The organism is Aminobacter sp. HY435 (assembly GCF_027568395.1).
In the GTDB taxonomy this organism is placed as follows: domain Bacteria; phylum Pseudomonadota; class Alphaproteobacteria; order Rhizobiales; family Rhizobiaceae; genus Aminobacter.
This window is the reverse complement of record NZ_JANKZL010000006.1, coordinates 73,947-94,474: the sequence shown is the minus strand read 5'-3', so window position 1 is coordinate 94,474 and position 20,528 is coordinate 73,947. Positions and strand designations below refer to the sequence as shown.

The 20,528-nt window shown below is 64.3% G+C and carries 21 protein-coding genes and 1 riboswitch; of the genes, 14 read left to right on the top strand and 7 right to left on the bottom strand.

The features are described from left to right. Positions 1-103 precede the first annotated feature (103 nt). From cobS to PCJ21_RS09795, 4 genes are read left to right on the top strand one after another with little or no spacing between them, the layout of a single operon-like run. Entirely contained in the window at positions 104-1,090 is a 987-nt protein-coding gene (cobS, locus tag PCJ21_RS09810; RefSeq protein WP_269931214.1) for a cobaltochelatase subunit CobS, read from the top strand. A 12-nt stretch (positions 1,091-1,102) separates the two neighbouring features. Then, entirely contained in the window at positions 1,103-3,001 is a 1,899-nt protein-coding gene (cobT, locus tag PCJ21_RS09805) for a cobaltochelatase subunit CobT (protein ID WP_269931213.1), read from the top strand. After that, positions 2,998-4,017: an esterase-like activity of phytase family protein gene (locus tag PCJ21_RS09800; RefSeq protein ID WP_442865995.1), complete on the top strand. Its 1,020-nt coding sequence runs from the start codon at positions 2,998-3,000 to the stop codon at positions 4,015-4,017. The genes cobT and PCJ21_RS09800 overlap by 4 nt, the downstream gene beginning before the upstream one ends. Before the next feature lie 49 nt (positions 4,018-4,066). Beyond that, positions 4,067-4,438, top strand: coding sequence for a nuclear transport factor 2 family protein (locus PCJ21_RS09795; protein ID WP_269931211.1), 372 nt, complete (start codon positions 4,067-4,069; stop codon positions 4,436-4,438). Positions 4,439-4,586: 148 nt separating this feature from the next. Here PCJ21_RS09795 and PCJ21_RS09790 read toward each other — a convergent pair whose 3' ends face one another. Next, positions 4,587-5,687, bottom strand: coding sequence for a saccharopine dehydrogenase family protein (locus PCJ21_RS09790; RefSeq protein WP_269931210.1), 1,101 nt, complete (start codon positions 5,685-5,687; stop codon positions 4,587-4,589). A 122-nt stretch (positions 5,688-5,809) separates the two neighbouring features. Here PCJ21_RS09790 and PCJ21_RS09785 point away from each other — a divergent pair, with 122 nt between their 5' ends. Further along, positions 5,810-6,238 carry an Lrp/AsnC family transcriptional regulator gene (locus PCJ21_RS09785; RefSeq protein ID WP_269931209.1) on the top strand — a complete coding sequence of 143 codons (429 nt, stop codon included), beginning with the start codon at positions 5,810-5,812 and terminating at the stop codon, positions 6,236-6,238. 6 nt (positions 6,239-6,244) lie between these two features. Here the strand turns inward: PCJ21_RS09785 and PCJ21_RS09780 are convergent, their stop codons facing one another. Both PCJ21_RS09780 and rpmB read right to left on the bottom strand, forming a co-directional pair. Then, on the bottom strand, positions 6,245-6,928 hold the full coding sequence (locus PCJ21_RS09780) for a queuosine precursor transporter (RefSeq protein ID WP_269931208.1): 684 nt from the start codon (positions 6,926-6,928) through the stop codon (positions 6,245-6,247). Between the two features lie 121 nt (positions 6,929-7,049). After that, complete coding sequence (gene rpmB / locus PCJ21_RS09775) at positions 7,050-7,346, bottom strand: 50S ribosomal protein L28 (RefSeq protein WP_269931207.1); 297 nt, start codon at positions 7,344-7,346, stop codon at positions 7,050-7,052. 247 nt (positions 7,347-7,593) lie between these two features. On the opposite strand from rpmB, the gene PCJ21_RS09770 reads away from it, so the two are divergent. Next, positions 7,594-8,376: a DUF3108 domain-containing protein gene (locus tag PCJ21_RS09770; protein ID WP_269931206.1), complete on the top strand. Its 783-nt coding sequence runs from the start codon at positions 7,594-7,596 to the stop codon at positions 8,374-8,376. A 14-nt stretch (positions 8,377-8,390) separates the two neighbouring features. Beyond that, entirely contained in the window at positions 8,391-9,287 is an 897-nt protein-coding gene (yddG, locus tag PCJ21_RS09765) for an aromatic amino acid exporter YddG (RefSeq protein WP_269931205.1), read from the top strand. A gap of 98 nt (positions 9,288-9,385) precedes the next feature. On the opposite strand, the gene PCJ21_RS09760 is transcribed toward yddG, so the two are convergent. Then, positions 9,386-9,799, bottom strand: a complete 414-nt coding sequence (locus PCJ21_RS09760; protein WP_442865994.1) for a cupin domain-containing protein — start codon at positions 9,797-9,799, stop codon at positions 9,386-9,388. 27 nt (positions 9,800-9,826) lie between these two features. Then, positions 9,827-10,594, bottom strand: a complete 768-nt coding sequence (gloB, locus tag PCJ21_RS09755; protein ID WP_269931203.1) for a hydroxyacylglutathione hydrolase — start codon at positions 10,592-10,594, stop codon at positions 9,827-9,829. A gap of 116 nt (positions 10,595-10,710) precedes the next feature. Between gloB and PCJ21_RS09750 the strand changes: the two genes are divergently transcribed. The 4 genes from PCJ21_RS09750 (at position 10,711) to PCJ21_RS09735 (ending at position 16,166) form a co-directional block, all read left to right on the top strand. Beyond that, on the top strand, positions 10,711-11,484 hold the full coding sequence (locus PCJ21_RS09750; protein WP_269931511.1) for a class I SAM-dependent methyltransferase: 774 nt from the start codon (positions 10,711-10,713) through the stop codon (positions 11,482-11,484). A 249-nt stretch (positions 11,485-11,733) separates the two neighbouring features. Further along, positions 11,734-13,152: a pyridoxal phosphate-dependent decarboxylase family protein gene (locus tag PCJ21_RS09745; RefSeq protein WP_269931202.1), complete on the top strand. Its 1,419-nt coding sequence runs from the start codon at positions 11,734-11,736 to the stop codon at positions 13,150-13,152. 240 nt (positions 13,153-13,392) lie between these two features. Next, positions 13,393-14,253 carry a lipid kinase gene (locus PCJ21_RS09740; protein ID WP_442865993.1) on the top strand — a complete coding sequence of 287 codons (861 nt, stop codon included), beginning with the start codon at positions 13,393-13,395 and terminating at the stop codon, positions 14,251-14,253. 104 nt (positions 14,254-14,357) lie between these two features. After that, positions 14,358-16,166, top strand: coding sequence for an ABC transporter ATP-binding protein/permease (locus PCJ21_RS09735; RefSeq protein WP_269931201.1), 1,809 nt, complete (start codon positions 14,358-14,360; stop codon positions 16,164-16,166). Between the two features lie 45 nt (positions 16,167-16,211). Here the strand turns inward: PCJ21_RS09735 and PCJ21_RS09730 are convergent, their stop codons facing one another. Next, positions 16,212-17,750: an MFS transporter gene (locus PCJ21_RS09730; RefSeq protein WP_269931200.1), complete on the bottom strand. Its 1,539-nt coding sequence runs from the start codon at positions 17,748-17,750 to the stop codon at positions 16,212-16,214. Between the two features lie 139 nt (positions 17,751-17,889). Between PCJ21_RS09730 and PCJ21_RS09725 the strand changes: the two genes are divergently transcribed. From PCJ21_RS09725 to PCJ21_RS09715, 3 genes are all read left to right on the top strand, one after another. Next, a complete protein-coding gene (locus PCJ21_RS09725) occupies positions 17,890-18,747 on the top strand; it encodes a LysR family transcriptional regulator (RefSeq protein WP_269931199.1) in 858 nt (285 codons plus the stop codon). Positions 18,748-18,811: 64 nt separating this feature from the next. Further along, positions 18,812-19,072: a type II toxin-antitoxin system ParD family antitoxin gene (locus PCJ21_RS09720; protein ID WP_269931198.1), complete on the top strand. Its 261-nt coding sequence runs from the start codon at positions 18,812-18,814 to the stop codon at positions 19,070-19,072. Next, entirely contained in the window at positions 19,062-19,361 is a 300-nt protein-coding gene (locus PCJ21_RS09715; RefSeq protein WP_269931197.1) for a type II toxin-antitoxin system RelE/ParE family toxin, read from the top strand. Before PCJ21_RS09720 ends, PCJ21_RS09715 begins: the two co-directional genes overlap by 11 nt. Positions 19,362-19,429: 68 nt before the next feature. On the opposite strand, the gene metA is transcribed toward PCJ21_RS09715, so the two are convergent. Then, the gene (metA, locus tag PCJ21_RS09710; protein WP_269931196.1) at positions 19,430-20,353 is read right to left on the bottom strand and encodes a homoserine O-acetyltransferase MetA; all 924 of its coding nucleotides are present in this window, start codon (positions 20,351-20,353) and stop codon (positions 19,430-19,432) included. 52 nt (positions 20,354-20,405) lie between these two features. Then, a riboswitch (SAM riboswitch) is annotated at positions 20,406-20,483 on the bottom strand. Between the last annotated feature and the right edge of the window lie 45 nt (positions 20,484-20,528).

Here is a 20,528-nt window from a genome sequence, read left to right as displayed (position 1 = left end):
CGCGGCCTTTTTCCAACTTTCCTCTGACCGGAAAAGGCTTTAAGACCGCCCCCGAAGAATTTTCGATTGCCGGCGTAGCTGAGGCTTCGCGCGTGGAGACGCTATGAACAAGGTCGATCGCGACATCACCAACCTGCCAGACACCACGGTGTCGGTGAAAGACACCTTCGGTTTCGATTCGAAGATGGTTGTGCCGGCCTATTCGGCGGCAAGCGAACACGTGCCCGACGTCGATCCGGACTACCTGTTCGACAAGGCCACCACGATGGCCATCCTCGCCGGCTTCGCCTACAACCGCCGCGTCATGGTTTCGGGCTATCACGGCACCGGCAAGTCGACCCACATCGAGCAGGTCGCGGCCCGCCTCAACTGGCCGATGGTCCGCGTCAACCTCGACAGCCATGTCAGCCGTATCGACCTCGTCGGCAAGGACGCCATCGTCGTCAAGGAAGGCATGCAGGTCACCGAGTTCCGCGACGGCATCCTGCCCTGGGCCTACCAGCACAATGTCGCGCTGTGCTTCGACGAATACGATGCCGGCCGTCCCGACGTGATGTTCGTGATCCAGCGCGTGCTTGAGGCCTCGGGCCGCCTGACCCTGCTCGACCAGAGCCGGGTCATTCGTCCGCACCCGGCCTTCCGCCTGTTTGCCACCGCCAACACGGTCGGCCTCGGCGACACCACCGGCCTCTATCACGGCACCCAGCAGATCAACCAGGCGCAGATGGACCGCTGGTCGATCGTGACCACGCTGAACTACCTGCCGCACGACAACGAAGTGGCGATCGTCATTGCCAAGGCCAAGCACTACCGCGACGCCAAGGGCAAGGAGATCGTCAACAAGATGGTCCGTGTCGCCGACATGACGCGCTCGGCCTTCATCAACGGCGACCTGTCGACGGTCATGAGCCCGCGCACGGTCATCACCTGGGCCGAGAACGCCGAGATATTCAACGATGTCGGCATGGCCTTCCGCCTGACCTTCCTGAACAAGTGCGACGAGCTGGAGCGCTCGGTCGTGGCCGAGTTCTATCAGCGCGCCTTCGGCGAGGATTTGCCGGAATCCGCGGCCAACGTCGTGCTGGGATAAGAACGGGCTCAGATGGCAGGCCCGGGCGACAACACGCGCAACAAATCCAAGACGGGCTCGGAAGCCGACGGCTTCAAGCGCGCCGTAACGGTGTGCATGCGCGCCATCTCGGGCGACAACGAGTTCGAGATCGCCTTCGCCAAGGAGCGTCCCGCACTTTCCGGCAACCGCGCCCGGCTGCCGGAACTGCCGAAGAAGGCCACTGCCAACGACATCGCGGTGACGCGCGGCCTTGGCGATTCGATGGCGCTCAAGCGCGCCTGCCATGACAGCCGCATCCACGCCCGCCTCGCGCCCGAGGGCAAGCAGGCGCGCGCCGTCTACGACGCCGTCGAGCAAGCCCGTGTCGAATCGATCGGCAGCCGCGCCATGGCGGGCGTCGCCGAAAACATCTCGTCGATGCTCGAGGACAAGTACACCAAGGCCAATCTCGCCGAAGTGACCGAGCAGTCCGAAGCGCCGCTCGAGGAAGCGCTGGCGCTGATCGTGCGCGAAAAGCTGACCGGCCGCCCCGTGCCCAGGAGCGGCCAGCGCATGGTCGAGCTCTGGCGCAAGTGGGTCGAAGACAAGGCCGGCGCCGACCTCGACCATCTGGCCGGCAATCTTGGCGACCAGCAGGCCTTCGCCCGCGTCGTGCGTGAGATGCTGGCCTCGCTCGAAATGGCCGAGGAACTGGGCGACGACCAGGAAACCGAGGAAAACGAGGACCAGGACGACGATCAGCCGGAAGGCGAGGAGCAGAGCGAAGACGGCGGCGAGGACGATTCCGGTGCCGACCAGTCGCGGTCCGATGAGGCCGAATCCTCCGCCGAGGAAGAGCCCTCGGGCGAAATGGAAGCGTCCGACGCCACCTCCGACGACATGTCCGATGACGACGATGTCGATTCGGAGACGCCAGGCGAGGCACGTCGGCAGGACAATCCATTCGCCAACCTGCCCAAGGAAATCGACTACAAGGTCTTCACGACCGCCTTCGACGAGACCGTGGGTGCCGAGGAGCTGTGCGACGAAGACGAGCTCGACCGTCTGCGCGCCTTTCTCGACAAGCAGCTTGCCAACCTGCAGGGCGTGGTCGGACGCCTTGCAAACCGCCTGCAGCGCCGCCTGATGGCACAGCAGAACCGGTCCTGGGACTTCGACCTGGAAGAGGGTTACCTCGACCCGGCGCGCCTCGTGCGCGTCGTCATCGACCCGATGCAGCCATTGTCGTTCAAGCAGGAGCGCGACACCAAGTTCCGCGACACTGTCGTCACGCTGGTGCTCGACAATTCGGGCTCGATGCGCGGCCGTCCGATCACGGTTGCAGCCACCTGCGCCGACATCCTGGCGCGCACGCTGGAGCGCTGCGGCGTTTCGGTCGAGATCCTCGGCTTCACCACGCGCGCGTGGAAGGGCGGGCAGGCGCGCGAGAAGTGGCTGAAGGACGGCAAGCCGGCGAATCCCGGCCGCCTCAACGACCTCAGGCACATCATCTACAAGAGCGCCGACGCGCCGTGGCGGCGCTCGCGCCGCAACCTCGGCCTGATGATGCGCGAAGGCCTGCTCAAGGAAAACATCGACGGCGAAGCGCTGCTTTGGGCGCACCAGCGCCTGATCGCGCGACCCGAGCAGCGCAAGATCCTGATGATGATCTCGGACGGTGCGCCGGTCGACGATTCGACGCTGTCGGTGAACCCGGGCAACTATCTCGAGCGCCACCTGCGCGCCGTCATCGACCTGATCGAGACGCGCTCGCCGGTCGAGCTTCTGGCGATCGGCATCGGCCATGACGTGACGCGCTACTATCGCCGCGCCGTCACCATCGTCGACGCCGAGGAACTGGCCGGTGCGATGACCGAGCAGCTTGCCTCGCTGTTCGGCGAAGAGAGCACGCGCGACACCCGCCGCGGCGGCTTCCGGCGCGCCGGATGATCTTGTCGTTGGCCCGATTGCGGCAACTGGCGGTCGCTGCGATGGCAGCTCTGGCACTGTCGGCGTCGCTGACGGCGTCATCCATCGCCGAAAGCCCGGCGGTCGAGAGCATCGCGATTTCGGCGCGGCCGATCTCGAAATTCCAGATTGGCCTCGATGAAAAAATGTTCGGTCCGCTGGAATTCGTCGGCGGGCTCGAACTCACGTCGTCGTCGCGCAATCTCGGTGCGTTGTCGGCGTTCCGGTTCCTCAAGCCAGGCGGCGACTTCATCGGAGTTGCCGACACCGGATTCTGGTTTTTCGGCACGGTCGTCCGCGATGTGGCGCTGAAGCCGGTCGGAATCGAGAATTTCCGCATGGAGCAGATGGTCGACGCCTCGGGCAACACCATCGAAAAGAAATGGCTGGCCGACGCGGAAGGCCTCGCCGTCAAGGACGGCGTCGCCACCGTCGGCTTCGAGCGCGCGCATCGTGTCGCCCAGTTCCGCATCGAACCGCAGGGCATGAAGGCGGCGTTCCGCGACCTCGATTTCCTGGTGCCGCGCAACGAACTGCGCCAGAACCGCGGCTTCGAGACGGTCGCCTATTCGCCGATGAAGCGCAGCCTCGTTGTCGTATCCGAAAAAAGCCTCGATCCGGCCGGCAACATCTTCGCCGCGATGCTCGAAGGGCCGCAAAAGGGCATCTTCACCGTCAAGCGCGACGGCGAGTTCGACATCACTGATGGCGCTTTCTTGCCCGACGGCGATCTGTTGCTGCTCGAGCGCAGCTTCTCGATGGCTTCCGGCGTGAAGATGCGGCTGCGCCGCATCGCATCCGATAGCATTGCCAAGGGGCAAGTCGCTGACGGGCCTGTCTTGCTGGAAGCCAACATGGGCTACCAGATCGACAACATGGAAGGCATGGACGTGTGGTGGCGCGGCGACGGCGCGCTGATGGTGTCGCTGATCTCCGACGACAACCATTCGATCCTGCAGCGCAATCTCTACCTGGAATTCATCCTGCACGACGATTGACCGGCGATTTTCAGCTATGGTCGGGGCATCGCGATGCGGGAGCCGGCACATGTCGTCCGATGTCACCGACCTGATCGACCGCTATTGCGCGGTCTGGAACGAACCCGATCCCGTCCGGCGCAAGTCGTTGCTCGATGCTGTCTGGGCCGACGGCGCGAGATACACCGATCCCCGCGCCGACACGCACGGCAGCGACGAACTGTTGGCGCATATCGCAAGGATACGGGCGAGCCGCCCCGGGGCGAGCATCGCGCGGACAACTGAAGTCGACCTTCACCATGGCATGGCGCGCTTCGGCTGGCGCGTCGTCGAGGCCGATGGAACGCCGCTGCCCGAAGGGGTCGATTTCGTAGTGCTTGCGCCTGACAATGCGCGTATCGAACGCATCATCGGCTTCTTCGGACCGATGATGCCGGTCTGATGCGGTGGGCGAATACTCTTCCGGCTCGGCGGGGAGGCAGCGAAGTCTTTCGTCCCGGTTCGCACCAACGAAAAAAGCGAGGGGTCCCCCAACCCCTCGCTGCCCGAGCTTGTGACTTCAAGGGCGTTTGCCCTTGAGTGGATGTCGATCAGGCGGCCAGGTGGGCGGCGCCTGCCTGTGCGTAGTTGCGGCCGAAGCGGTTGGCGAGGAAGGCGTCGAGCGCGATGTCTTCCTGGCGAACGAAGCCCTTCTGCGGCAAGGCGCCGGAGGCCAGCATGTCGAGCACCGCGCAGATGCCGGAGGCCGTGGTGATCTGGATGGCGCTGCGCACGAGCTTGCCCATGCTGCGGCTGTAGATCTTGTTGGCGTAGCTTTCCTGGAGCAGGCGTCCGCCCTTGCGGCCGCTGACCGTGACGAAGATCACCACCACGTCCTGCATGGTCGCCGGCAGTGAGTTCTCCATGATGTCCTTCAGCACTTCGCGGCGGTGGCGAAGGCCGAGGTCGTTGAGCAGCGCCTTCATGATCGCGGCGTGGCCGGGATAACGGATGGTGCGGTAGTTGAGCGTGCGCACCTGGCCCTTGTAGGTCTCGCACAGCGTGCCGAGGCCACCCGACGTGTTGAACGCCTCGTAGGTGATGCCGTCGAGCGAGAATTCCTCGCGCTCCTCAAGCGGCGGCACTTCGATCAGTTCGCCTTCGACGATGGCCTCGCAGGGCTCGCAATACTCGTTGATGACGCCGTCGGTGCTCCAGGTCAGGTTGTAGTTGAGCGCATTCGACGGATACTGGGGCAGGGCGCCGACGCGCATGCGCACGCTCTCCAGCGAATCGAAGCGCTTGGCGAGATCGTTGGCGACGATCGAGATGAAGCCAGGAGCAAGGCCGCACTGCGGGATGAAAGTGCTGTTGGCGGTTGCCGCCAGCTCCCTGACGATGCGGGTCGAGGCGACATCCTCGGTCAGGTCGAGATAGTGCACGCCGGCCTTGGCGGCAGCCTGGGCGATTTTCGTGGTCAGGTGGAATGGCGCTGCCGAAAGCACGGCGAACTTGCCGGCCAGCACGGCGTCGAGCGCGCCGGCTTCCGATATCTCGACCTTAAGCGTTTCGACGGCGTTGCCGGTTTCGAGCGAATCGAGGGCCGCCTGCGAGCGATCGACCACGGTTACCTTGTAGTCGCCCGTTTCGGAAAGCATGTCGGCGATGGTCGAGCCGATCTTGCCTGCGCCTACGACAACGATCTGTTTCATGGTCATGTCCCCTTCGACTGGAATTTCGCGCGGATTCTATGGCCACGCCTCGTCGAAAGGCAGTATCGATATTGCCGAAAAGCCGATATGTTTTGAGCGAAACGACGAATGGTATCGACGAAATGACGACTGACCCGGACCGGGCCCTGCTTGCCTTGCTACGCGAGAACGCGCGCGCCTCCACCGCCGAGCTGGCACGCAAGCTCGGCGTGTCCCGGACGACCGTGCAGAGCCGCATAGAACGGCTGGAACAGCGCGGGGTGATCTCGGGCTACAGCGTCAGGCTGTCGCCTGACTACGAGAAGAACCTGGTCAGGGCGCATATCCTGGTCACTGCGCTGCCCAAGGTGTCGGCTGCTGTCGAGGCGGTGCTGAAGCGAATTCCGGAGGTTCGCACGCTGCATTCGGTCAGCGGCAACTTCGACATGATCGTGGTGGTGGAAGCGCCATCGGTGCGCGATCTCGATGCGCTGATCGACAGGATAGGTGCGCTCGATGGTGTCGAGCGCACCTTGTCGTCGATCATCCTGTCGACGCGGATAGAACGCTAGGCGAGGCTAGTTCGCGGCCATGGCCGGCTGAGACCAGCGCGCGGCGATCAGCCGGTAGGGGATAAGCGCAAAGACGGCGATCAGCAGCTTCAAGATCAGGTCGCCCAGCGCCCAGGAAACCCAGCGCGGGGCTTCGGTGGCGATGATGCCGAACAGCGGCGCCGGTTCGATCGCGAAGGCGTCTTCGGGGCCGAGAAAGGCGAAGGCCGCGGCGAAGGCAACGCCGAAGAAGATCGCCGTGTCGAACACCGAGCCGACCAGCGTGCCGAAGATCGGGGCGCGCCACCAGCTCTGCCGGCGCAGCCAGTTGAACACGGTGACGTCGAGCAGTTGCGCGGTCAGGAAGGCGGCGCCGGAGGCCACCGCGATTCGGGCCAGGCGATCCGCCGCAGTGTCGAACGGAATGAGGCCGTAGCGGAACAGGACCGGCGGAATGACGATCGAGCAGACCACCGCGGTCATGAAGCCGACGAAGACGATCCGCCGCGCCAGCTTCGGCCCGTAGCGGCGATTGGCGAGGTCGGTGACCAGGAAGGAGAAGGGATAGGTGAAGGCGCCCCAGGTCAGGATATCGGCAAGCGCCAGAGATCCGATTTGCCCCTGCATGGGGAACTGGACAAGGATATTGGACGCAACGACGACAATCGCCATTGCTGCCACAAAAGGCAGGTATCGTGAACCGGAGTTCATTTTTTTATCCTGGGTTATGGAACCAGCATTGCGGGTCAAGCCCGGGCATTTGGTCGGAGCCTCTTCAGCCTTGCGACTTCAAGAGGCTCCAGGCGGTCGTCCCCCGCCCATAAATCGCTGATTAAGCAGCTGCCTGTTCGGCGCTCTTCTTGGCGATCTGCTTCTTGAGCAGACGAGCGCGCTGCGACAGTTCTTCAGCGTCGGCCTTGGCCAGGAACGCGTCGAGACCACCGCGGTGCTCCACCGAGCGCAGTGCGTTTGCAGAAATGCGCAGGCGCACGTTCTGGTTCAGCACTTCGGAGATCAGCGTGACGTTGACCAGGTTCGGCAGGAACCGACGACGGGTCTTGTTGTTGGCGTGGCTCACATTGTTGCCGGTCATGACGGCTTTGCCGGTGAGTTCGCAAGCGCGGGACATGTTACTTACCTTCAGTTCTAGCGGACCAAGCGGCTGTGACGCACCGAAAACGGCGCGCGGTCTCAGTCAGGCGGCCTCATGGAAAAAGTTGGCGTTCCATAGTTGTATTTCGCCAGGGCGTCAAGCGCCTCAGTGGTTTGAGGGCGTTGTCCCCAGCTCCACAGAATGGCCGAATTCAATTCTATAACCGAGCGCAAGGGACGCGAACAGCCGCAAATTGGGCGGCTGACATGGGGTATTCACACGAATGCTGCATCCAGTGCCCTATTTTCTGGCTCTTGCTCTTGCCGTCCTGCCAGTTCAGGCAACGGCCGCCGGAAAGAATTTCAGCGCTGAATATTCGCTTTCCTTCCTTGGCATTCCCATCGCCAGGGCGAATTTCGACAGTACCTATGAGGGCGACTCATATGCAGTCACCGGCAAGGTCTCCAGTGCTGGACTTGCCGCCTTCTTCGACGACACACATGGCGCCATCTCTTCGCGCGGCAGCTTCGGCGAGGGCGGTACGCGACCCGACGCGTTCCGCACCGATTATGTCTCCGGGAAGAAGGCCTCGCTTGTCGACATCAGGTTCTCCGGTGGTCGCGTCACCCGGACGCAGGTGGCGCCGCCGCCGCGCAAGCGCGGGGAGACATGGATTCCGCTGGGGCCTGACGATCTGCGTGGCGTCGCCGATCCGATCGCCGCCACCATCATCCGCGCGCCCAGTCTCGACAAGGTCTGCGGCCGCACGGTGAAGATGTATGACGGTGAACTGCGCGCCGATCTGAAGCTGACCGAGGTTTCCAGGCGGGAGATGTCAATCAAGGGGTTCATGGGCCAGACGGTAACCTGCCGCATGGGCTTTCAGCCGGTTTCCGGCTACCGCTCCGACAAGAAGGCGCTGACTTTCCTGCGCGACCGAAGCCGCATCATGGTGACGTTTGCGCCCGTCGGCGAAACCGGGGTATATGCGCCTATCCACGCCACCGTAAGCACGGAGATCGGCACGATCACTGTCAGGGCCAGGCGATTTGGGGCGACCGATTAGACCGGGAGGGGTGAGTGGGGCGCGCGACTTTGATCGGGTTTTCGGCTGTTGCCATGTGGGCTCTGCTGGCACTGCTCACCGATGCATCGGGCGCTGTGCCGCCGTTCCTGCTGTCGGCGATCACCTTCGCCATAGGCACCTGCGTCGGTCTCGTCGCGCGCTTGTTCATGGCCAAGTCCGACAAGCCGGCAAAGATCCCGGCACAGGTCTGGGTCATCGGCATCGCAGGCCTGTTCGGCTATCACTTCTTCTACTTTACGGCGCTACGCAACGCGCCGGCAGTCGAGGCCAGCCTGATCGCCTATCTCTGGCCGCTGTTCATCGTGCTGGGCTCGGCGCTGATGCCTGGCGAGCGCCTGCGCTGGAACCACATCGCCGGCGCGCTGCTGGGCCTCGCCGGCACCTTCCTGATCGTCACCAAGGGCGGCGGGCTGGCCTTCGACGCGCGATACAGCTTCGGCTACGCGATGGCGTTTGCCTGCGCCTTCCTGTGGTCGGGCTACTCGCTTTTGTCGCGCCGCTTTCCGTCGGTTCCAACGACCATCGTCACCTGGTTCTGCCTGGCGACGTCGGTGCTGTCCCTCATTTGTCATCTGGCGCTTGAGGAGACGGTCCTGCCGGCCAATGCCGGCCAGTGGCTCGCCGTGCTCGGCCTCGGCCTGATGCCGGTGGGTGCTGCGTTCTATGCCTGGGATATCGGGGTAAAGCGCGGCAACATCCAGGTTCTGGGAGCGGCGAGCTATGCGGCGCCGCTGCTGTCGACACTGGTGCTGATCGCCGCGGGCTTCGCCGAGCCGAGCCTGCGCATCCTCGCCGCTTGCGTGCTCATCACAGGTGGCGCGGTGCTGGCGGCCAAGTCGCTGATTTTCGGCGAGCGTGGTGCCCCTGCCGGCAATAGCGCCAACGCTTAGAGCATTTTCGCTTTTCTTCGAATCGCGAAAACGCTCTATCTCCTTGTTTTGACGCAATTCCGAACGGAAAACCGCGTCACACTTTTCCTGGAATTGCTCTAGTTTCCCGGCGGTTCCCAGCCTGGTTCGGCCAGCTCGAACTGTGCGAAATCGAAGCCGGGCGAAACCGTGCAGCTTACCAGCGTCCAGTCCCCCAGGCTGCGCGCTGTCTGCCACCAACCGGCGGGAACCACGATTTGCGGTTGCTCGCCGGCGGCCAGGTCGATGCCCAGCACTTGCGAATTGGTGCCGCGCGCCGGTTCATGCAGCCGCAGCTCAATCGGCGCGCCGGCATGGAAAAGCCAGACCTCCGCTGCGTCCTTCACGCGGTGCCACGCCGAGACGTCGCCATGCTCGAGCAGGAAGTAGATCGCGGTCTGGTTGCCGCGGGCGCCGTAGGGTCCAGCAGCAGCATTGTCGCGAAAGGTTTCAGCATACCAGCCGCCCTCCGGGTGACGATGCATGCCGAGCATCGCGATGATTTCAGCCGCTATCATGTCTCAGAAATTGTCCTTGCGCTTGCGGATTTCGGTGAAGACTTCGACGTCTGACGCATTCTCCATGCCGAGATGCTTGCGGATCGCCGGATCGGCCCAGCGCAGGAACGGATTGGTTGCAAGCTCCTCGCCGATGGTTGTGGGCAGTGTCGGCTTATTGTCGGCGCGCAGCTTTTCGATCCTGTCGGTGCGGGCGCGCAGGGCCGCGTTGTCAGGATCGACTGTCAGGGCGAAGCGGGCATTGGACAGCGTGTATTCGTGGCCACAGTAGACGACCGTTTCGCCGGGCAAGGCAGCGAGCTTCTTCAGCGATTCGAACATGACAGGCGCCGGCCGCTCGAACAGTCGGCCGCAGCCAAGCGCAAACAGGGTGTCGGCGGTGAAGGCCAACTTCGATTCCGGCAGGTGGTAGCAGACATGGCCGGCGGTGTGGCCGGGTGTCTCGATGACCTCGATGGTTTCGTTGCCGAACGGGATCACCGAACCTTCCTCGACCGTGTCGTCGATGCCGGGGATTCTGTCTCGCTCGGCCTCGGGGCCGACGATGCGTAGCTTGTAGCGGCTCTTCAGGGCCAGATTGGCTTCGATATGGTCGCCATGATGATGGGTGGTCAGGATCATGGACGGGGTCCAGCCGCTGCGTTCTATGGCCTCGACGATAGGGCCTTCCTCGGGAGCGTCGATGATTGCCGTTTCGCCGGTGGCCCGATCGTGCAGAAGGGCGCCGAAATTGTCGGTGCGGCACATGAAAAGCTTGGTCTCGACAGCCATCGCAAAGTCTCCGTTCCGCTGGGACGATAGGGCGAGGCGCTGTTCATGTCACCTCAAATGCCGCCAGGCGGCGCGTGGTCGTTGAAGTCGTCGTCGCGCGCGGCTACCGTCCCGAAATGAACTCCGACATTGTTGACCTTCGATCCTTCTATTCGACGCCGCTGGGCCGGCTGGCCGAGCACTCGATCGCCATGGCGCTGTCGGCTGTCTGGGACAACCTGCCCAACGAACGGCTGGTCGGTCTCGGCTACACCTTGCCCTGGCTCGACCGCTTCGGCGCTGACGCCGAGCGCGTCTTCGCTTTCATGCCGGCGACGCAAGGGGCCGTCGTGTGGCCAGGCAACGGGCCGTCGTCGACGGCCCTCGTGTTCGACGAGGAATTGCCGCTGCTCGATTCGTCCATCGACCGGATGCTGCTGGTTCATGCGCTTGAGCATGCCGAAAGCCCGCGCGAGACGCTAAAGGAAATCTGGCGCGTGTTGTCGCCGGCGGGCCGGGTGGTGATCGTGGTGCCAAACCGGCGCGGCGTGTGGGCGCGTTTCGAGCACACGCCCTTCGGCACCGGGCGGCCGTTCTCCTCCGGCCAGCTCAACGAGCTGTTGCGCGAGGCCAACTTCACCGTCTCGTCATGGTCGGATGCGCTGCATTTCCCGCCATCGCGGCGGAAATGGATGATGCGTTTCGACCATTTGTTCGAGCGCTTCGGACGGCGGTTCTGGCCGATCTTTTCCGGCGTCATCGTGGTCGAGGCGCAAAAGCGCGTCTATCAGGGGGTGCCGGTGGCCCAGCGCGCCTCGCGCCGCGTCTTCGTGCCGGTGCTCTCGCCCTCGGGCGCGTCACGCGGCTTTCCAGCCTTGCGCCGCAATGACGAAGGCAAACCGGTCGGCTGACAGGCGCAAGCTGATCCTCGAGGTGAGCTGCAGCACGGACGACAGCATCATCGTGAATGTGCAGGCGTCGGCGCCGGCGGATTGCATGGCCGGGGAACGCGACAGGCAACGCCATTCCGATCCCTATTTTCCAGGCCTCGACAGGTAGCGGGCTCCGCGCGCGTTGCGGTGCAGCCAATTGCGGAATAACGTCCGCCAAAACAACAGAACGCCGCGCATGAGACTTTCTTCCAGCCAGGGGTGATTGTCATGCAGGAAGATTCCATCGGGCGGCTGCTGCAGCAGGCCGCCGCGCGCGCCATTAGGTACCGCGACGAACTGCCTTCGAGGCCGCAACGGCCTGTCCACGACTATGCCGGGTCACTTGCGGCGTTCGACGAGCCTTTGCCGGAGCGCGGCTTTTCAGGCGAGCGGGTCATCGACGAGTTGGCCGAGCGGGCGGAGCCGGGGCTCAACGCCACCACAGGTTCGGGTTTTTTCGGTTGGGTCATCGGCGGCTCGCACCCGGTCGGGGTGGCCGCCGACTGGATGACCAGCGCCTGGGGCCAGAACGCCGGCAACCACCACGCCATGCCGGCAGCGGCCGCAGCCGAGGCAGTCGCCGCGCGCTGGCTGCTCGAATTGCTCGATTTGCCGCGCGAAAGCTCGGTCGGTCTCGTCACCGGGGCCACCGTCGCCAACTTCGTCTGTCTGGCTGCGGCGCGCGGCGAGGTGTTGCGGCGCGCAGGCTGGGATGTCGAGGCGAAGGGCTTGTTCGGAGCGCCGGAAATAACGGTCCTCATTGGCGACGACGCCCACACGACGGTGTTTTCGGCGCTGCAATTCCTTGGGCTCGGGCATGACCGGGTGGTCCGCGTCGCGACCGACAGCCAGGGCCAGATGCTTCCCGACGATTTCAGGCGGCACGTCAGGGTAGTCTCGGGGCCGGCCATCGTTGTGCTGCAGGCCGGGCAGATCAACACCGGCGGTTTCGACAGCTTCGGCGAGCTCGTGCCGATGGCCCGCCGGGCAGGGGCGTGGATTCATGTCGACGGCGCGTTCGGGGCCTGGGCGCGGGCCTGCCCCGGGCTGCGGCACCTCGCGGAGGGGATGGACCTGTGCGATTCCTGGGCGACGGACGGCCACAAATGGCTGCAGACACCCTATGACTGCGGCTATGCGATCGTCCGCGACCCGGAGGCTCATCGCCGAGCCATGACGATAGCGGCCAGCTATCTGCCACCGGCGATGGAGGGCGAGCGCGACCCCAGCCATTTCGTACCCGAGCTGTCCAGGCGGGCGCGAGGCTTCGCCACCTGGGCTATCATTCGGCATCTTGGCCGCGACGGGATCGCCGCCATGGTGGAGCGGCACTGCGAGGTCGCGCGCCGGATGGCCGAAAAGCTGCGCGGGGAAAATGCCATAGCCGTCGTCAACGACGTCGTTCTGAACCAGGTGATCGTGCGCTTCGGCGCCGACGAGCAACCGGAACGGGGGGATACGCTGACCCGCGCGACAATCGCGCGTATCCAGCGCGACGGGGCGCTGTTTGCGGGCGGCGCGAAATGGCGCGGCCGCGAGGTGATGCGGCTGTCGGTCATTTCCTGGCTGCTCGACGAGGCCGCCGGGGAGGCCGCGGCCGACGCGATCGTTGCCGCATGGCACGCCGTCCGCAACAGCGAGGGATAACCCTGCGGAACCTGGACAGCAATGCACCGCATTGTTCGTGCGGTCTACAAAATGCCTGACAACGACCCTAAATGCGCGGTGGACCCAAGCGGCGCGCCGGGCAGGGCGTGGATGGATGAAGCATTTGAACACGCGCCCGACATGGCCTGAAGCAGGCACGGGCGCCAACGACAGGACACTCCCCTGACCGACGTCATACACGCCAAGCGCGCCCGGCAGAGCTCCAGGGGCAAACGCGCCATGCTCATCGTCAATCCGCGTGCCCGCCGCGGCGGGACGTCGATTGCCGACGCGTGGAAGGTGCTGGAAAATGCCGGTCTCATCATCGAGGAAATGGCAACCAGCAAGGACGAGAACGCCTCGGAGCTCATCTCGCGCTATGCCGACCATTTCGACATGGCGATCGTCGGGGGTGGCGACGGAACACTGAACAACGCCGCGGCCGGGCTCGCCTACACCGGGCTGCCGCTCGGCGTTCTGCCGCTCGGGACGGCCAACGACTTCGCCCGCACGATGGGCATTCCGGCCGATCCGGTGAAGGCGGCCGAGATCATCGCCCAGGGCCGTGAAGCGGCCGTCGACCTCGGCGAGGTCAACGGCCATCTGTTCTTCAACGTCGCCAGCATCGGCTTCAGCGCCGAGCTTGCCGGCGAACTTACAGAACACGCCAAGAAGCGCTGGGGCACGTTGGGTTATGGCATCGTTGCGGCGCGGCTCTTGATGCGCTCGCGGCTGTTCACCGCTTATGTCGACCATGACGACACGACCGAGAAGATTCGGACGATGCAGGTGTCGGTCGGCAACGGCCGCCACTATGGCGGCGGCATGACGGTCGAGGAAACGGCAACCGCCGACGATGGCTGGCTCGATCTGTACAGCCTCGAGGTAGATCACTGGTGGCGGCTGCTCAGGCTGCTGCCCAGCCTGCGCAAGGGCACACATGGCCAGTGGGACGACGTTCGCGCCTTCAAGACGACGGAAGTGACGATCCGCACCAAGACCCCTCGGCCGGTCAATACGGACGGCGAACTGGTGACCTGGACGCCGGCGCATTTCCGCATCCGGCCGAAATCGGTGCGCGTGTTCGTTCCCAGGGGTTAGCCAGGAATCCACAAAGTCGCGCATGGCGGCCTGTTCGGCTGTCGCCAATGAGTGGCACTATGGCCCGACAAACGTGCGAATCGAATACTGCGCGAGGTGGTGCAATGCCAGGCCAGTCGTTCAATCAGGCCAATCGCGAACCGCTCGCGCCAGAATATGACGGCGGTGGATTTCCCGGACACCTCAAGATGGCGCGCGAGGCGCTGGCCCTATCGCCGGTCCGCAAGCCGCTGATCTGGCTATGCCTGACGATCTTTGCGGTGATCGTCGCCACGGCGTTCGGGCAGCTGGTTCTCAATCGCTGGAACGTGCCGTTCTATGACGCGCTCCAGAAGCGCGACCTGCCGGCCTTTCTTCATCAACTGGTCGTCTTCGCCGGTATCGCCAGCGGTCTGCTGGTGCTGAATGTCGGCCAGCAATGGCTGAACCAGATGATCCGTCTCAAGCTGCGCGAGGGCCTGACACGTGACCTGATCGCCGAATGGCTGGGCCCGGGCCGCGCCTTCCGCCTCGCCAATGCCGGAACGGTCGGCGTCAATCCCGATCAACGGATGCAGCAGGATGCCGGCCATCTCGCCGACCTGACGACCGATCTCGGCGTTGGCCTGCTGCAGGCGTCGATCCTGCTGGTATCGTTCGTCGGTGTCTTGTGGAGCCTGTCGTCCGGCTTCGTGTTCCATATCGGCGAGCGCTCGTTCAGCATCCCCGGCTACATGGTCTGGGCGGCATTCCTCTACGCCGGGACGGGATCGCTTCTCAGCTGGCTGGTCGGCCGGCCGCTGATCGCCCAGAACAGCGAGCGCTATTCGCGCGAGGCCGAACTCCGGTTCTCGATGGTGCGTGTCAACCAGAACATCGATGCGATTGCGCTGGTGCACGGCGAGGCCGATGAGCGGCGACACCTCGAAGCCGACCTCAAGGGCGTGTTGGACGCGCTGCGGCGCATCTTTGCGACGCAGATCAGACTTGGCTGGGTGACCGACGGCTATGGCTGGATCACGGTCGTTGCGCCGATCCTCGTCGCGGCGCCGGTCTATTTTGCCGGCGATCTCAGTTTCGGCGGCCTGATGATGGCGGTAGGCGCCTTCAATCAGGTCCACGCTTCCTTGCGCTGGTTCATCAACAATGTCGGTGCCATTGCCGACTGGCGCGCCACGCTGATGCGCGTCGGAACCATCAGAAGCGTGCTGGTGGCCGCCGATGGGCTGCACGACGAGCAGGAGCGCATCGACTTTGCCGAAAGCCGCGATGGCAGCCTGGCGTTCGACGATCTCCAGCTGGTCTCGCCGAGCGGCTGCATCAGGCTTTCGGAGCCGCATCTCAGGATCAAGCCGGGCGAGCGCCTGCAGGTCACCGGCGAGGCGGGCGCCGGCAAGACGCTGCTGTTCCGCGCGCTTGCCGGGCTGTGGCCATGGGGCAAGGGCCGTATCGAACTGCCCAAGGACAAACAGATCGCCTTCCTGCCGCGCGTTTCCTACCTGCCGCCCGGGACGCTGCGTGAGGTGCTGGCCTACCCATCCAGCGGGGCCGTGCTTGACGACAAGGATCTTACCGATGCGCTCGCCGCCGTCGGGCTTGAGCGGCTTGCCACCTCGCTCGACCGTGTTGCGCCGTGGAACGACGAACTCACCAGCGACGAGCTGAGGCTCGTCGCCTTCGCGCGGTTGCACTTGCACAGGCCCGACTGGGTGATCGTCGACGAAGGTTTCGAGACGCTCGACGCCGCTGCGCATCAGCGGGTCAAGGACATGTTCGAGGGCGAGCTCGCCAGCACTGGCGTCATCTATTTCGGCCCGCACCGCCACAATGGCGGCCTGTTCGGCAGGACCGTCCACCTTGCCAAGGACAAGCGAGGACCGGTGCTCAAGCCGGTTCGCGTCAAGGACATGGCCAAGGCCAGAGCTCCTGCTTGATCGACATGCGGCAGGCCCGCCGTAGCGTGCCTGCCGCATGTGCGCTCAGATGGCGGATGCCTGCGTCTGCCGGCACGGCTTGGCCGACGACTTGCCGGCGCCGAACAGCGCGAAGCTGAGCGCCGCCAGAACCCAGACGCCGATGCCGCCATAGAGAATGACCCAGCGGAAGCCGTTGACCAGGGCGGCATGGACCGCGCCGGCCGGTACCGCGAACGCGCCTTGCGTTGCTTCGACCGCCCCGCCGGCAGCGATACGCTCGGCTAGTGCCCGCAACTCGCCGGTATCAGCACCCGCGGGCAAAGCGTCCCGCAGACCGGCAAGAATGCCCTCGACAAGCACGAAGCCCATGACCGCGATATTGACGGCAAGTGCGATCAGCCTGGCGCTGGCGTCGATGCCGGAGGCCATGCCAGCGCGGCTGGCCGGCACCGAGCCCGTGGTCATGTTGGTGGCGGGCGTCGTCGTCAGGCCGAGCCCGATGCCGGCGATCAACGCGCCGGGCAGCACGGCCAGGCCGCTTGCCTGCCCCATGCCGCTGCCAAGCCACATGGCGATGAAGCCGAGGCCGATGGTGAACAGGCCGAGCGGGATGACGGTGCGGGCGCTGGTGCGCAGCAGGAGATACTGGGCGACAGGTGGCATGACCAGGAAGGGCACGGTATAGGCGAGCACGGCCAGTCCGGTCTCTGTGCTGTCATAGCCGAGGCCGATGGTGAAATAGATCGGCAGATAGACCATGAACGGCCAAAAGCTGAAGTTCATGCCGATGCAACCGACGATGGCGCCGGAGAAGTCGCGGATCCGGAACACCGAGAAGTCGAACATCGGATGCGAATGCCGCCGCTCGACAGCGACGAAGGCGACCAGGCCGAGCAGCGTTGCTGCGGCGATAGCCAGGGCCGTCGGGCTGAGGAAGCCGAGGTCGGCGCCTTGCGTGATGTAGTAGGTCAGCCCGAAGACAGCAGCGCTCAGGATGACAATGCCGGGCAGGTCCAGCCTCGTTGCCTGCGGATCGCGCGATTCGTTCACGCTGCCGAACGTGAGAACCAGGCACAGCAGGGCCAGCGGCGCGTGGACGAGGAACACCCACTGCCACGTCGCCACGGCGACGATCACGCCGCCGATGATGGGGCCGAAGCCAAGGCCGATGCCCGATATGACGCCCCAGATGGCGAATGCGCTGCTGCGCGCTTTCGGATCCTGGAACTGATGCGAAAGAATGGCGATCGAGCAGATGAACATGGCGCCGCCGGCCATGCCCTGCAGGAAGCGGCTGACGATCAGCACCGACGTGTTGGGGGCGAGGCCGCATATCAGCGACGTCACGCCGAAAGCCGCGACCGTGACGGCGAAGACAAGCCGGCGGCCATAGCGGTCGGCCAGCGTTCCCGTCGCCATCAGCACCGTCGTGCAGGCGATGGTATAGGCGTTCATGATCCACTGCATGTCCTTGAAGTCGGCATGGAGCACGTGTTCGAGCGTCGGCAGGATCACCGGCACACTCGATATCTCAAGGCCGAACATTAGCGCCGACAGGCATATCGCCCCCAGCGCCAGACTATCTCTCATCGTCAGCTTCATTGCGTGTCTCCGGCTGGCGGCGTCGGGGGAGGAGGTCCGGCGCCACTCGTTCTTTGGAAACATCCGAGATATGCCAAGCTTGAACATGCATAAATGCTATGCAAACCTATATCAGTGATAACAATTCAGGATGATCGAGATGCTGTGGCTCGACGCCGAGGCCGTCCGCAATTTCGTCATGGTGGCGGATCTGCAGAGTTTCACGCGGGCGGCCGACGCCATGGGCTCGACCCAGGCGGCGGTCAGCGTCAAGCTCAAGCGGCTGGAGGAGCGTGTCGGCCGCAAGCTGATCGAGCGCACGCCGCGCCGCGTCAGGCTGTCGGCCGACGGCGCGCTGTTCATCGAATCGGCGCGAAGCTTCCTCGCCGCGCATGACAAGGCGGTTGCCGGCCTGTCGTGCTCGGCGCGGCGCTTCACGCTCGGCATAGCCGGCCATGTCGCCGGACCGGAGGTGACGACGCTGCTCGCCCGCCTCAGTCAGCACGATCCGGCGCTGACCATCGAGGTCCAGGTCGACAATTCAACGCTGCTGCTCGATGCCTTCGACCGCGGAGAGCTCGACGCGGCAATCGTCAGGCGCGAGGACGACCGCCGCGACGGCGAGGTGCTGGGACCGGAGCATTTCGGCTGGTACGCGACGTCCGAATTCGATCATCGCCAGGGCGAGCCGATCCGGCTGGCGACGCTGTCGCGGCTCTGCGGCGTGCGCGATCTGGCCACGCGCACCCTCGACGATGCTGGCATTCCCTGGGTCGAGGTGTTCGTCGGGGGCGGCTCGTCGCTGGTCATGGCTGCCGTCTCGGCCGGGCTCGCCACGGCGGTGTTCCCCAGCCGTCTCGCGCCTGCCGGAACTGTCGAGGTCAGCCGCAAGTTTGGCCTGCCCGATGTTCCCGCGACCGAGATCGTGCTGCACTCGTCGCTCACCGACCGTCGCTCGCGCGAGGCCCTGCGCATCCTCGCCTGCGCCTTCCACGAGCACCGGGCCAAGGCGGGGTAGGCGTGCCTTGTCCTGAGAGGTCGCAGGCACTATCATAAAGTGATAGTTGGAATTGGAGGCGTCCATGCCATCGAGCTACACGCTGGGAGCCCATTTCGAAGGGCTGGTGCGGGACCTCGTCGACAGCGGCCGCTATGCGTCCGCCAGCGAAGTCCTGCGCGACGGGTTGCGGCTTCTCGAAGAGCGTGAAGATCGCCGGCAGGCAAAGCTCGAAGCCTTGCGCGATGCCGTCCGCGAAGGCATTGAAAGCGGGGAGCCCGAAGCCTTCGACTTCCAATCCTTCATGAGTGAGCTTCATGAGGGCTCGAACAAGCGTGGCGCGTAGGCTTCGCCTCACCCCCAAGGCCCGGTCTGATCTCAGGGAGATCTGGACTTATGTCGCCCAAGACAACGCGGCGGCCGCCGAGCGCGTGCTCGAGCGGATCAATGAAGTCTTCCGCATGCTTGTCGACCAACCGGAAGCCGGCCGAAGGCGTGACGAACTTACAGATGGGTTGCGCAGTTTCGCGACCCGGACGCATGTCGTCTTTTACGAGGTGCGGGAGAATTCGGTGGATGTGATCCGCGTTCTCGACGGGCATCGAGACATCGGCGAAGGCATGTTCGACGAGTAAGTTTGAGCCGGTGTCCGGGGATATTCAAAGGCCGCACCCGGTTCTGGGCGCGGCCATGATTGGATTTGTCAGCGGCCCTTGCCGATGTTTTCCAGATCGTACTCCGTGGTCTGGTAGACCCGGTTGATCCAGTTGCCGAACAGCAGGTGGGCGTGAGAACGCCAGCGGTTGAGCGGACGGCGCTGCGGATCGTCGTCGGGGTAATAGCCGTGCGGCACCGCAATCGTCACGCGGGCAGCCACGTCGCGATCATACTCTTCCTTCAGCGAGGTCGAGTCGTATTCGATGTGGTTGAACATGTAGAGCCGGTTGCCGGCCTCTTCGGACAGCAGGCTGGGGCCGGTTTCTTCCGATTCCATCAACAGCTCCAGACCGGACCCCTCGGGGATGTCCTGGGCGCGAACCTCGGTCCAGCGCGACACCGGAATGGCGAAGTCGTCGGAGAAGCCGGCGAGATAGGGCGAGGCGGGGGCGTTGTTGTTGTGCCGGAACACGCCGAACGCCTTGTGCTCGAGCGTGTGCTTGGGAACCCGGTGGAAATGCCATGCAGCGGCCATCGCTCCCCAGCATATGAAGAACGGCGAATGCACGTTGGTCGTGGTCCAGTCCATGATCTGCTTGAGCTCGTCCCAATAGGTCACGTCCTCGAAAGGCAGCAACTCGACCGGCGCTCCGGTGATGATGAAGCCGTCGAACTTGCGGTCCTTCACCTCTTCCCAGGTCTGGTAGAAGGAGATCAGATGGTCTTCCGAGGTGTTCTTGGCCTTGTGGGTACCGATGCGCACCAGGGTCAGTTCGACCTGCAGCGGGCTGGCGCCGATCAGGCGGGCGATCTGCGTCTCCGTCCGCACCTTGTTGGGCATCAGGTTGAGCAGGCCGATCTGCAAAGGACGGATGTCCTGACGCAGGGCGGTCTGCTCGTCCATGATGGACACCCCCTCTTTCAGAAGCACTTCACGGGCGGGAAGCTGATCGGGGATCTTGATCGGCACTGTGCGAACTCCATAAACAACAAAAACCGGCATTGCTGTCGCAAAGCCGGTTTACGGATCGCAAACGGCCCTTTAGCGACTTGTTTAACGTGGCTGCAAGCCGACCGGCCAAATCACCACGGGTTCATGGCCTGCTATTACGCCCGGCGGCCGATTGCGTCAACCGCAAGCCATT

What these genes read in the sequence shown, in the direction of transcription:
- PCJ21_RS09735 (WP_269931201.1), top strand. Translation starts at nt 14,358, where the DNA reads ATGCCAGGCCAGTCGTTCAATCAGGCCAATCGCGAACCGCTCGCGCCA.
- PCJ21_RS09730 (WP_269931200.1), bottom strand. Translation starts at nt 17,750, where the DNA reads ATGAAGCTGACGATGAGAGATAGTCTGGCGCTGGGGGCGATATGCCTG.
- PCJ21_RS09745 (WP_269931202.1), top strand. Translation starts at nt 11,734, where the DNA reads ATGCAGGAAGATTCCATCGGGCGGCTGCTGCAGCAGGCCGCCGCGCGC.
- PCJ21_RS09725 (WP_269931199.1), top strand. Translation starts at nt 17,890, where the DNA reads ATGCTGTGGCTCGACGCCGAGGCCGTCCGCAATTTCGTCATGGTGGCG.
- PCJ21_RS09785 (WP_269931209.1), top strand. Translation starts at nt 5,810, where the DNA reads ATGACGACTGACCCGGACCGGGCCCTGCTTGCCTTGCTACGCGAGAAC.
- cobS (WP_269931214.1), top strand. Translation starts at nt 104, where the DNA reads ATGAACAAGGTCGATCGCGACATCACCAACCTGCCAGACACCACGGTG.
- PCJ21_RS09740 (WP_442865993.1), top strand. Translation starts at nt 13,393, where the DNA reads ATGCTCATCGTCAATCCGCGTGCCCGCCGCGGCGGGACGTCGATTGCC.
- PCJ21_RS09790 (WP_269931210.1), bottom strand. Translation starts at nt 5,687, where the DNA reads ATGAAACAGATCGTTGTCGTAGGCGCAGGCAAGATCGGCTCGACCATC.
- gloB (WP_269931203.1), bottom strand. Translation starts at nt 10,594, where the DNA reads ATGGCTGTCGAGACCAAGCTTTTCATGTGCCGCACCGACAATTTCGGC.
- PCJ21_RS09750 (WP_269931511.1), top strand. Translation starts at nt 10,711, where the DNA reads ATGAACTCCGACATTGTTGACCTTCGATCCTTCTATTCGACGCCGCTG.
- PCJ21_RS09770 (WP_269931206.1), top strand. Translation starts at nt 7,594, where the DNA reads ATGCTGCATCCAGTGCCCTATTTTCTGGCTCTTGCTCTTGCCGTCCTG.
- rpmB (WP_269931207.1), bottom strand. Translation starts at nt 7,346, where the DNA reads ATGTCCCGCGCTTGCGAACTCACCGGCAAAGCCGTCATGACCGGCAAC.
- PCJ21_RS09800 (WP_442865995.1), top strand. Translation starts at nt 2,998, where the DNA reads ATGATCTTGTCGTTGGCCCGATTGCGGCAACTGGCGGTCGCTGCGATG.
- PCJ21_RS09795 (WP_269931211.1), top strand. Translation starts at nt 4,067, where the DNA reads ATGTCGTCCGATGTCACCGACCTGATCGACCGCTATTGCGCGGTCTGG.
- PCJ21_RS09720 (WP_269931198.1), top strand. Translation starts at nt 18,812, where the DNA reads ATGCCATCGAGCTACACGCTGGGAGCCCATTTCGAAGGGCTGGTGCGG.
- cobT (WP_269931213.1), top strand. Translation starts at nt 1,103, where the DNA reads ATGGCAGGCCCGGGCGACAACACGCGCAACAAATCCAAGACGGGCTCG.
- PCJ21_RS09760 (WP_442865994.1), bottom strand. Translation starts at nt 9,799, where the DNA reads ATGCTCGGCATGCATCGTCACCCGGAGGGCGGCTGGTATGCTGAAACC.
- PCJ21_RS09780 (WP_269931208.1), bottom strand. Translation starts at nt 6,928, where the DNA reads ATGAACTCCGGTTCACGATACCTGCCTTTTGTGGCAGCAATGGCGATT.